Raw genomic sequence first — 10698 nt, 5'->3', positions numbered from 1 at the left:
TAGTGGTCGATGCGGATGCCGGTGTTCAGCTCGACGGTCTGCGCGAGCAGCTTGCCGGCCCCGCCGGTGCCCGGTGACGATGTCCCGACCTCCGCACACCCCGGCCGCGTCCTGAGGCGTGTCCGAGCAGGACCCCGCGCCGCACGTGGCCGGCCCGGTCGGCGGACCGGGCCGGCCCGTGCGGGCCCGCGCAGGGGGACGGCGGCCCACGGGTTAGGCTCGGGCGGTGCCCGAAGCCGCATCGCCGCCACCCCAGCCGTCGCCGCCACCGCCGCCGTCCGCCCGGCCGGGGCGCTCGCCGTGGCCGCGGTTCGTCCTGCTGGTGGTGATCCTCGCGGCGGCGGCCGGTTCGCTGTTCCTGTGGAGCCCTGCGGCGTTGCTCTCCGGCGGGCTCCCGGCCGGGGTGCCGGGGTACTGGCTGGCTCCGGTGTTCACCCTGGTCTACGCGGTGGGGACGCTCGCCTTCATGCCCCGGCCCGCGCTGAACGCGGCGGCCGGGCTGCTGCTCGGCATCCAGCAGGGCGTGCTGCTGGCCGTCCTGGGCACGACGCTCGGCGCGGCGATGGCCTTCGCGCTCGGCCGGCTGCTCGGGCGCGACGCGCTCCGCCCGTACCTGCGCGGGCGGATGCTGACCTCCCTGGACCGCCGGTTCACCGAGCAGGGGTTCCGCAGCGTGCTGCTGCTGCGCCTGCTGCCCGGGCTGCCGTTCCAGGCCGGCAACTACGGCGCGGCCTTCTCCGGCGTGCGGTTCCTGCCCTTCCTCACCGCGACCGCGCTCGGCGTCGTCCCGACCACCGCGGTCTACGTGACGGCGGCGGCCAGCGCGGGCGAACCGGGGTCGGCGGCCTTCCTGGTGTCGGCCGGGGGGATCGCCGTGCTCGTCGTGCTGAGCCTCGTCTCGCTCTGGCGGGCCGCGGCCCGCCGGCGCTCGGCCGCCGCCTGAGCGCCCCGCCGACCCGGCGGAGCCCCCACCGTCGCGGAGCGTCCCGGCACCCCCACCGGGTATTCGGTCGCTTCCGCCGCCCGGCTGCGCCAGGATGGCGGCCATGACAAACCCCGTGATCTCCGACACCGCCCGGACCGATCCCCCGTTCGCCGCGGACGAGACGGCCATGCTGACCGCCTGGCTGGACTTCCACCGCGCCACCCTGGCCCGCAAGTGCGAGGGCCTGACCGCCGACCAGCTGCGGCTGCGCTCCGTCCCGCCGTCCTCGCTCTCGCTGCTCGGCCTGGTCCGGCACATGGCCGAGGTGGAGCACTTCTGGTTCCGCGCCATCCTGCTCGGCGAGGAGATCGACTCGGACGAGCTCTACTGCAGCGAGGAGCACCCCGACGGCGACTTCGACCTGATCGACACCGCCGACGCCGAGGCGGACTTCGCGACCTGGCAGCGCCAGGTCGCGGCCGCCCGGCAGGCCTGCGCCGGCCTGCCGCTGGACACCGTCGGCCAACGCGACCGCCGGGGCGAGCAGGTGACGCTGCGCTGGATCCTGGTGCACATGGTCGAGGAGTACGCCCGGCACAACGGCCACGCCGATCTGCTGCGGGAGCTGGTGGACGGCTCGACCGGCGAGTGAAATCGTTCCCACATTGTTGACAGAAGGTCAATTAAGGGGTGACCGCGACCGATATGGTCTACGCGCGCAACCGTCCGCCGCCCCCTTGCGTCGCAACAGTTGCCCGGGTTCGCCCGGGTTTCCGGCGCGGCACGACTCGTACGGGGGTCGCGAGCGGGCACGGGACCGGTGATCAGTGCGATACTCGGACAGTTCCGACGAGTGGATGACGTGTCAAAAGGACACGCGCACCGGGGGACCTGTACGGAACGAGGCAGGGAGGCGCGGCATGGGAGCACTTCGCGACGAGCACCACAACGGGTGGCTGATGCCCTCCGGGAACTACCCGGCCGCGGTGTACGACGACGAGTGGATCGAGCAGGAGACGGTATCGTCCTCCCCCGCTCCCACGAAGATCGTCTCCCTGCGGCCGACGGGTTTCGAGGCGGCCCGGACGGTCGGCGAGCACATCCGGGCGAGCACGCCCGTGGTCATGGACCTCACCGAGATGGACGAGGCCGAGGCCAAGCGGATGGTCGACTTCGCCTCCGGCCTGATCTTCGGCACCCGCGGGGGCATCGAGCGGATCGCCCGCCGGGTGTTCCTGCTGACGCCGGCCGACGTCGAGGTGATGGTGATCGACCGCCCGCTGGACGACACCGGCTTCTACAACCAGAGCTGACCGCAGCGCACCCGTGACCGGGGACGGCGACCGCCGTCCCCGGTTTTTTGCTGCCCTCACCCGGCTTCCGCAGCCGCCACCGCCGGAAGAACGCGACTCATCTGCAGCACGAAGACAAAGTTTGAGACATGGATGTCTCATTCGGAGTATGCTCGTTCCATGGCCACCGACCGTGACTCCGTCCTCGAAGCCGCCGTCGGCGTGCTCTCCCGCCGCCCGACCGCCCACCTCGACGAGATCGCCCGCGCCGCGGGCATCAGCCGCGCCACCCTGCACCGGCTCTTCCCGGGCCGCGACGCGCTGATCCGCGAGGTCGGCATGCTCGGGCTCCGCCGGTTCGGCACCGCCCTCGACACCGCCGCCGTCGAGGAGGGCGACGCCCACACCGCGCTGCGCCGCCTGGTCGACGCGACCGTCCCCGACGCCGCCCTCTGCGCCTTCCTGGCCGGCGAGAACCAGCTCTACGACGACGACGAGATCAACGACCTCTGGGAACAGCAGATCGTCCGGCTGCACGCGCTCTTCCTGCGCGGCCAGCAGGAGGGCGTCTTCCGGGTCGAGCTGTCCGCCGCCTGGCTGAGCGAGGCCTTCTTCGACCTGGTGGCCGGCATCGGCTGGGCCATCCAGGACGGCCGGCTCGCCCCGCGCGACGCCGCCTTCTCCCTCGCCGAGCTCTTCCTGGGCGGCGCACTGCGACGCCCGTAGCGCCGCCCCCGCTCCCGCCCCCCGTCCGCATCCTCATCCACAGCAGCTCGGACCACAGGCCCCCGGAACCGGGGCCGGAAACCGATACCCCATGAGCAGTACCGTCCACACCGGCCCCCGTCAGCGCTGGACCGGCCTCGCCGTCCTCGTCCTGGCCGTCACCCTGGTCGCCGTCGACGCGACCGTCCTCTCCCTCGCCATACCGTCGATCAGCGAGACGCTGCGCCCGAGCGGCACCCAGCTGCTCTGGATCGGCGACGCGTACTCCTTCGTGCTCGCCGGCCTGCTGGTCAGCATGGGCTCGCTGAGCGACCGGATCGGCCGCAGGCGGCTGCTGCTGGCCGGCGCCACCGCGTTCGGCGCCGCCTCGCTGATGGCCGCCTACGCGCCGAGCGCCGGCTGGCTCATCCTGGCCCGCGCACTGCTCGGCGTGGCCGGGGCGACCATCATGCCGTCCACCCTGTCGCTGATCCGCGGCCTCTTCCCGGACGACCGCGAGCGGGCCACCGCGATCGGCATCTGGGGCGCGGCCGCCACCGCCGGGGCCGCCCTCGGCCCGGTGGTCGGCGGGGTGCTGCTGGAGCACTTCTGGTGGGGCTCGGTGTTCCTGCTGAACATCCCGGTCGTGGTGCTGCTGCTCGCCCTCGGCCGCTGGCTGCTCCCCGAGTCCCGCGACCCCGCGCCGGGCCGCTGGGACGTGCTGAGCGTGGCGCTGTCCCTGGCGGGCGTGATCGGCGTGGTCTACGCGATCAAGGAGGCCGCGGCCCACGGCGTGGCCCGCTGGGACGTGCCGGTCGCGGGCGTGCTGGGCGCCGCCGCGCTGGCCGTCTTCGTCCGCCGCCAGCTGCGCCTGACCACCCCGCTGCTGGACGTCCGGCTCTTCGGCGACCGGCGGTTCACCGCGGCCGTGCTGGCCTCGCTCACCGCGCTGGTCGGGCTCTCCGGCGTGGTCTTCGTGACCTCGCAGTACCTGCAGCTGGTCCGCGGCTACGATCCGCTCAAGGCGGGCCTGGCCGAGCTGCCGGCCTTCGCCGGCGCGGTGGTCGGCGGCCTGCTGACCGCCCGGCTGGTCCGGCGGATCGGCCCCCGGGCCGCGCTGACGGCCGGCCTGCTGGCCATGGGCGTCGGCCTCGGGCTGATCGGCTGGATCCAGCAGGACACCACCTACCTGGTGCTGGCCGCCGCCTTCCTGATCGTCGGCACCGCCGAGGGCGTGGTGTACACGCTCGGTGCCGACCTGGTGCTGAGCGCCGCCCCCGCCGACAAGGCCGGCGCCGCCTCGGCGGTCTCGGAGACCGCGTACGAGCTGGGCACCGCGCTCGGCATCGCCCTGGTCGGCTCGGTGGTCGGCTCGCTGTACGCGAGCGGGCTGGCCGTCCCGGCCGGGACGGACCCGGCGGCGGCCGCCCGGGCCGGCGAGTCGCTGGGCGGCGCGGTCGAGGCCGCCGGGAGCCTGCCGCAGCCGCTGGCCGGGCCGCTGCTGGCGAGCGCCCGGGACTCCTTCGTGCACGGCATGAACGTCGCGGCCATCCTGGCGGGCACCCTGCTGCTGGCCGCCTCGGTGCTGGGCTGGCGCCTCCTGCGCGGGCTGCCCCGGGCCGCGGCGGAGCAGCCGGAGCAGCCGGAGCGGCAGCCGGAGAAGGCGAGCGCGTAGCGGCGGCCCACGCCCCCACCGCACGCCCTACCGTTCCCCGCGCCCCTTCCGGGACGCGGGGAACGTCCGTGCCCGGGGACCGTCCGCGCCCGCCGGGGCGGCGGACCGTGGCGGCGGGCGGTGGCGGCCGGTCAGACCGTGCCGAAGGGGAGTTCCAGCTCGGCCCAGACCACCTTGCCGTCCCGGGTCAGGCGGCTGCCCCAGCGCTGGGCGAGCTCGCTGACCAGGAACATCCCGCGGCCGCCCTCGTCCTGCTCGGCGAAGGGGCGCAGCTGGGGCGTCTGGCCGCCGGCGTCGGCGACCTCGACGGTGAGGACGCGGTCGCGGAAGAGGCGCAGCCGGCGCGGGGCGTCGGCGTGCAGCAGGGCGTTCGTGACCAGTTCGCTGACCAGCAGCTCGGCGTAGTCGGAGAGGGCGGACAGGCCCCAGGCGTCGAGGGTGGCGCGGGTGAAGCGGCGGGCCTTGCCGGGGAGGCGGCCGCCGCCGGTGAGCGGGAGGTCGGCGATCCGGTCGGCGGGCAGCGGCAGCACCCGGGCCATGATCATGGCGATGTCGTCGTCGGTGCCGTCGGTGACCAGCGCGCCGAGGACGGCGTCGCAGCTCTCCTCCAGGGTGCGGCCGGGGCCGGCCAGGGTGCGGGCCAGCAGGTCGATGCCGTCGTCGATGTCCTGGCCGCGCCGCTCGACCAGGCCGTCGGTGTAGAGGGTGACCAGGCCGCCCTCGGGGAGGGTGAACTCGATCGACTCGAAGGCGACGCCGCCGACGCCGAGCGGGACGCCCGGGGGCACGTCGATCTTGCGGGCGGTGCCGTCGGGGCCGACCGAGACCGGCGGCAGGTGGCCGGCCGAGGCGACCTGCACGGTGCGTTCCAGCGGGTCGTAGACGGCGCAGATGCAGGTCGCGAACTGGCCCTCGCCGATGCCCGAGGCGGTCTCGTCCAGCCGGGTGAGCACCTGCTCCGGCGGCATGTCCAGGGTGGCGAGGGTGCGGGCGACGGTGCGCAGCTGGCCCATGGTGGCGGCGGCACGGATGCCGTGGCCCATCACGTCGCCGACGACGAGGGCGACCCGGCCGCAGGAGAGCGGGACGACGTCGAACCAGTCGCCGCCGACCTCGCTGACCACGCTGCTGGGCAGGTAGCGGTAGGCGATCTCCAGGCCCAGCGTGCGGTGGATCTCCTGCGGGAGCAGGCTGCGCTGCAGGGTGAGCGCGGTCTCGCGCTCGCGCCGGTAGAGCCGGGCGTTGTCGATGGCGAGCGCGGTGCGGGCGACGAGTTCCTCGGCGAGGGCGACGTCGGCGGCGGTGAACGGCTCGGGGTTGCGCATCCGGATGAACTCGGCGCCGCCGAGCACCATGCCCCGGGCGGTCACCGGCAGCATCAGGTACGAGTGGATGCCGGCCGCGATCCCGGGGGCGACCCGGTCGTCGCTGGCGACCAGGCCGCGGAGCACCTCCTCGTCGACGTGGGCGCGCAGCAGCGGGCGGCCGCTGCGCAGGCACTGGGTGTAGCTGCGCCCGGGCGCGTACTCGCTGACCTCGCCGACGGTGTCGACGGCGTGGGCGAGGCCGGACTCGTAGGACTCGCCGACGGCGACGGCGCGCAGCTGGACCGTGCGGTCCTCCGGGATGGCGGTGGGTTCGGCGCCGCGCAGGACGGGTTCGAGCAGGTCGACGGTGGCGAAGTCGGCGAAGCGCGGGACGACGGCCTCGATCAGCTCCTCGGCGGTGCGCTGGAGGTCGAGGGTGGTGCCGATCCGGGAGGTGGCCTCGGCGATGGTGGCGAGACGTTCCTGTGCGCGGGCGGCGCGGGCCTCGGCCTGGAAGCGTTCGGTGACGTCGATGATGGAGGAGCAGACGCCGAAGACCCGGCCGGTGGAGTCCTCCAGCCGGAAGTAGGAGGCGGACCAGGCGCGGTCGCGGCGCGGGTCGCCGGGGACGCGGCCGTGCGAGCGGGCGTCGACCACGGGCCGTCCGGTGACCAGGACCTGTCTCATGGTCTGTTCTATCTCGGCGCCGTTGATGCCGGGCAGGACGGCGCCGATCCGGCGGCCGAGGTGGTCCTCGACGGGGACGCCGTTCATCCGGGCCAGCGCCTCGTTGAGCCGGACGTAGCGCAGGTCGGTGTCGTAGACGGCCATGCCGATCGGGGACTGGCCGAAGATGCCGTCGAGGACGGCGAGGTCGGCCTCGACCCGGTGCAGGGCCCCGGTGTCGGAGGCGGTGGCGAGCAGCAGCAGGGTGCCGCCGGGGCCGGCTATCGGGTAGGTGCGCAGCTCCAGTTCGACGTGGTGGCCGTCGCGGTGGCGGACCGGGAAGACGCCGGACCAGCCCTTGCCGGCCATGATGCGCTCGAACAGGGCGAGCACCTCGGGGCGGTCGGCCTCGCCGGTGAACAGGCGGGCGGCGTAGCTGCCGACGGCCTCGTCCGCGGAGTAGCCGAGCAGCGCCTCGGCGTCCTCGCTCCAGTGCAGGATCAGGCCGTCGGCCTGGAGCAGTGCGGTGGCGAGCGGGACCAGGCGGTGGCCGTCCAGGCGCAGGGCGCTCCCGCCCGGTGCGGGGCCGGCGGCGTCGGTCGCATCCCACTCGTGTCCGTGCATGATCAGGCAGCACCCCGGTTCGGCTCGTTCCCGGCCGGGAGGGGCCTCGCGGTCCGTACCGGCCGGGGTTCTTCTCCAGACTGCACGGACATCGGCCGCCCGGCGACCCCTTGGTCGGGGGAACGTGCCGGACGCGCCTGGTGTACGGGCGTCATGGGCGTACCGGCCGCAGCGTACCCTCAAGAACGCTCGCCCACTGCCGGATCACTCCGGATCGTCGGGCGCTGTCGTCGGTGAGCAGGTTGGCCAGGCCGAGGCCGCGGGCCATGTCGAGGGTGGCCTGGACGGTCTCGCGGACGCCGGGCACGGTCTGGTCGGCGCCGAGGAACTCGACGGCGGCCCGGTGGGCCTCGCGGCCGACGTGGCCCTCCAGGGCGATGATCCGCTCGCGCAGCGGCTCCTCGGTGGCGGCGGCGACCCACAGGTGCAGGGCGGCGCGGAACAGCGGTCCGGTGTAGAGGCGCACGATCATGCCGACCACCGCCTCCGTGCGTTCGGGGCCGGCGGCCGGCAGCTCGTCCGCGTGGGCGCGGACGGCGGCCAGCCGCTCGGCGGTGACGTGCTCGACGGCCGCGGTGAACAGGTCCTCGCGGGTCGGGAAGTGGTGCTGGGCGGCGCCGCGCGAGACGCCGGCCCGTTCGGCGACGACGCTCACCGTGGAGCCGTTCCAGCCGACCTCGGCGAGACAGTCGACGGCCGCCGCCAGCAGCCGCTGCCGGGTGGCGCGGCTGCGGTCCTGCTGCGGGGTGCGGGCGGCGGGGTGCGTGGTCATCGTCGGCGGCTGGTCCTGTTCGTGCGGCGGAACGGCGGGTCGATCCTCGCAGACGGGCGGGTGCCGCTCAGCGGGCGGCCTCCCGGGCGCGCAGCTCGCGGCGGAGGATCTTGCCGGCCGGGGACTTCGGGACGGCCTCCACGAACTCCACCGCGCGCACCTTCTTGTAGGGGGCGACCTGGCCGGCCACGAAGGCGGTGACCTCCTCCTCGGTGAGCGTGGAGCCGGGGGCGCGGACGACGAAGGCCTTGGGCCGCTCGGTGCCCTCGGCGTCGGTGACGCCGATGACCGCGGCGTCGGCGATCCCGGGGTGGCCGAGCAGCAGGGCCTCCAGCTCGGCGGGGGCGACCTGGTACCCCTTGTACTTGATGAGCTCCTTCACCCGGTCGACGACGAAGAGGTAGCCGCGCTCGTCGACGTACCCGATGTCGCCGGTGTGCAGCCAGCCGTCGGCGTCGACGGTGGCGGCGGTGTCGGCGGGGTGGCCGAGGTAGCCCTTCATCACCTGCGGGCCGCGGATCAGCAGCTCGCCCGGCTCGCCCGGGCCGAGGTCGGTGTCGCCGCCGTCGAGTGCGGCGACCCGCAGTTCGGTGGAGGGCAGCATCCGGCCGACCGACCCCGGCGAGGGGTCCGGGTCGGCGGGCGAGAGGATGTGCGAGACCGGCGAGAGTTCGGTCATGCCGTAGCCCTGGAGGACCCGCGGCAGGCCGAGCCGGCGGGCGCAGGCCTCGGCGAGCTCGCGGTCCAGCGGGGCGGCGGCGCAGAGCAGGTACTCGACCGAGGAGAGGTCGAAGCGGTCGACGACGGGGTGCTTGGCGAGGGCGAGGGCGATCGGCGGGGCCACGAGCAGGGCCTGGACGCGCTGCTCCTCGATGGTGCGGCAGAACTGTTCCAGGTCGAAGCGGGGCAGGACGACGACGGTGGCGCCGCAGCGCAGTGGCTGGTTCAGCAGGGCGGCCAGGCCGTAGATGTGGAAGAAGGGGAGGACGGCGAGGATCCGTTCGCCCTCGGCGGGGTGGTAGAGGGCGTCGGTCTGGGCCAGGTTGGTGGCGATCGAGCGGTGGGTGAGCATCACGCCCTTGGGCAGGCCGGTGGTGCCGCTGGAGTAGGGCAGCACGGCGACGTCGCGCGCGGGGTCGATGGCGGGCTCGGGTTCGGGGCCGGTGGAGGCCAGCAGGTCGGCCAGCGAGCGGTGGCCCTCGGCGCCGTCCAGCACGATGATCTCGGCGAGCGGCGTGCCCTCGGCGGCGAGCTTCCCGGCGGCCTGCCGGGCGGTGGCGAGGAACGGCGAGACGGTGACCAGCCAGCGGGCGCCGCTGTCGGCCAGCTGCCCGGCCAGCTCGCCCGCGGTGGACAGCGAGGAGACGGTGGTGACGGTGGCGCCGGCCCGGGTGGCGCCGAAGAAGGCCATCGGGTAGCCGATCGTGTTGGGGCTGTACAGCGCCACCACGTCGCCCCGGCGCACGCCCGCCTCGGCGAGTCCGGCGGCGACCCGGCGCACGACCGTGGCGAGCCGGGCGTAACCGACCGTCTCCCCCGTGACGCCGTCGATCAGGGCCGGCCGGTCACCGTGGCGGTCCGCCTCCCCGAGCACCGCGTCGTGGATCGGCAGGTCGACGAGGGCGACCTCCGGGAACTCGCTGTGGAACACCAAGGCGTGCCTCCTGATGGGTAGTTGACGCACAATCGGGCGGCCCGGCCGGGGTGCCGGCCAGGGGCGCGGGACAGGAGCATACGGACAGTGGCGGAGCGTTGCGCCATTGTGACGAAGGATCACGGGAGCGCGCGTGGCACGCTTGCCGCGCCCGGCGGCCGGACCGACGGTGGGCTGCACGGCCGCCCGCCCCCGAGCGCGGCCACCGACCCTGGAGCACCACTCGTGAGAGCCACCGCCCGTCCCCTCCCGTCCGCCCGCCGCATGCTCGGCGCCACCGCGGCGGCGACCGCGCTCGCCTTCGGCGCGGCACCGGTCGCGTCCGCCGCGCCGGGCGACAACGGCGACGTCAAGATCCACGACAGCACCACCCCGGTCACCAGCCAGAACGAGGACGCGAAGGTCTGCCAGTTCTACCTGGACGCCTTCAACTTCGACACCCTCCAGCTGGTCAGCTGGACCATCGACCAGCAGCCGCCGACCGGGAACGCCCTCGTCCTGGCCGGGTCGATCGTGCTGACCAACGGCACCGGGGCGACCAGCACCTACAGCCTGCCGGAGGGGCACTACCGGCTGAACTGGACCTTCGTCGGCCAGAACGGCAGTGCCAAGCACAAGGTGTTCGACGTTCAGTGCTCCTCCTCCTCGCCGTCGCCCTCGGGCTCCCCGTCCGCGAGCAGCTCCCCGTCGTCCTCGGCCTCGGCGTCACCCTCGGGCCGCCCGTCGCCCTCGGGCCGTCCGTCGCCGAGCGCCTCCGCCAGCCCGTCACCGTCGCCGTCCCCGGCACCCGGCCACTCCCCCACGGCGTACCCCAGCGGCTCGCCGAAGCCCGGACCGCACGGCGGCGTCGGCACCGGCGGCGGCGGCACCTCCGGCTCCAACACCGCGGAGATGCTCGGCGGCTCGGCGCTGATCGCCGGGGCGGCCTGGTTCGGGATCCGCTCGCTGCGCCGGCGCGCCGGACGCAATGCCCAGTCCTGACCCGCGGCACCACACCGCGCGCCCCGGCCCCGGCCGTCTGACGGCCGGGGCCGTCGCCGGGGCGGGGGCCGCCGGGGGGGGGGGGGTGCATGACGGC

9 protein-coding genes are annotated in these 10698 nt (G+C 74.7%); 6 read left to right on the top strand and 3 right to left on the bottom strand.

What is annotated here, in order from left to right:
* Positions 1 to 226 precede the first annotated feature (226 nt).
* From ABZ885_RS28365 to ABZ885_RS28345, 5 genes are all read left to right on the top strand, one after another.
* Positions 227 to 943, top strand: coding sequence for a VTT domain-containing protein (locus ABZ885_RS28365; RefSeq protein WP_360194460.1), 717 nt, complete (start codon positions 227 to 229; stop codon positions 941 to 943).
* A gap of 103 nt (positions 944 to 1046) precedes the next feature.
* Positions 1047 to 1577 carry a DinB family protein gene (locus ABZ885_RS28360; RefSeq protein ID WP_360194457.1) on the top strand — a complete coding sequence of 177 codons (531 nt, stop codon included), beginning with the start codon at positions 1047 to 1049 and terminating at the stop codon, positions 1575 to 1577.
* A 268-nt stretch (positions 1578 to 1845) separates the two neighbouring features.
* On the top strand, positions 1846 to 2238 hold the full coding sequence (sepF, locus tag ABZ885_RS28355) for a cell division protein SepF (RefSeq protein ID WP_360194454.1): 393 nt from the start codon (positions 1846 to 1848) through the stop codon (positions 2236 to 2238).
* A gap of 159 nt (positions 2239 to 2397) precedes the next feature.
* Positions 2398 to 2943 carry a helix-turn-helix domain-containing protein gene (locus ABZ885_RS28350; protein ID WP_360194452.1) on the top strand — a complete coding sequence of 182 codons (546 nt, stop codon included), beginning with the start codon at positions 2398 to 2400 and terminating at the stop codon, positions 2941 to 2943.
* A gap of 91 nt (positions 2944 to 3034) precedes the next feature.
* Positions 3035 to 4597, top strand: a complete 1563-nt coding sequence (locus ABZ885_RS28345) for an MFS transporter (protein WP_360194449.1) — start codon at positions 3035 to 3037, stop codon at positions 4595 to 4597.
* 131 nt (positions 4598 to 4728) lie between these two features.
* On the opposite strand, the gene ABZ885_RS28340 is transcribed toward ABZ885_RS28345, so the two are convergent.
* From ABZ885_RS28340 to ABZ885_RS28330, 3 genes are all read right to left on the bottom strand, one after another.
* On the bottom strand, positions 4729 to 7194 hold the full coding sequence (locus ABZ885_RS28340; protein ID WP_360194446.1) for a SpoIIE family protein phosphatase: 2466 nt from the start codon (positions 7192 to 7194) through the stop codon (positions 4729 to 4731).
* A gap of 151 nt (positions 7195 to 7345) precedes the next feature.
* Positions 7346 to 7966, bottom strand: coding sequence for a TetR/AcrR family transcriptional regulator (locus tag ABZ885_RS28335; protein ID WP_360194443.1), 621 nt, complete (start codon positions 7964 to 7966; stop codon positions 7346 to 7348).
* Between the two features lie 67 nt (positions 7967 to 8033).
* Positions 8034 to 9620 (bottom strand): 4-coumarate--CoA ligase family protein, encoded by a 1587-nt coding sequence (locus ABZ885_RS28330; RefSeq protein WP_360194440.1) that lies wholly within the window; start codon positions 9618 to 9620, stop codon positions 8034 to 8036.
* 225 nt (positions 9621 to 9845) lie between these two features.
* On the opposite strand from ABZ885_RS28330, the gene ABZ885_RS28325 reads away from it, so the two are divergent.
* Entirely contained in the window at positions 9846 to 10601 is a 756-nt protein-coding gene (locus ABZ885_RS28325) for a hypothetical protein (RefSeq protein WP_360194437.1), read from the top strand.
* The last annotated feature ends 97 nt before the right edge of the window (positions 10602 to 10698 follow it).

Source organism: Kitasatospora sp. NPDC047058 (assembly GCF_040643935.1).
Lineage (GTDB): Bacteria > Actinomycetota > Actinomycetes > Streptomycetales > Streptomycetaceae > Kitasatospora.
The sequence above is the reverse complement of the archived record's forward strand: the minus strand, read 5'-3'. Positions and strand labels throughout refer to the sequence as shown.

Coding starts and splice junctions, on each gene's coding strand:
- sepF (WP_360194454.1), top strand. CDS start 1,846: ATGGGAGCACTTCGCGACGAGCACCACAACGGGTGGCTGATGCCCTCC.
- ABZ885_RS28350 (WP_360194452.1), top strand. CDS start 2,398: ATGGCCACCGACCGTGACTCCGTCCTCGAAGCCGCCGTCGGCGTGCTC.
- ABZ885_RS28345 (WP_360194449.1), top strand. CDS start 3,035: ATGAGCAGTACCGTCCACACCGGCCCCCGTCAGCGCTGGACCGGCCTC.
- ABZ885_RS28340 (WP_360194446.1), bottom strand. CDS start 7,194: ATGCACGGACACGAGTGGGATGCGACCGACGCCGCCGGCCCCGCACCG.
- ABZ885_RS28335 (WP_360194443.1), bottom strand. CDS start 7,966: ATGACCACGCACCCCGCCGCCCGCACCCCGCAGCAGGACCGCAGCCGC.
- ABZ885_RS28360 (WP_360194457.1), top strand. CDS start 1,047: ATGACAAACCCCGTGATCTCCGACACCGCCCGGACCGATCCCCCGTTC.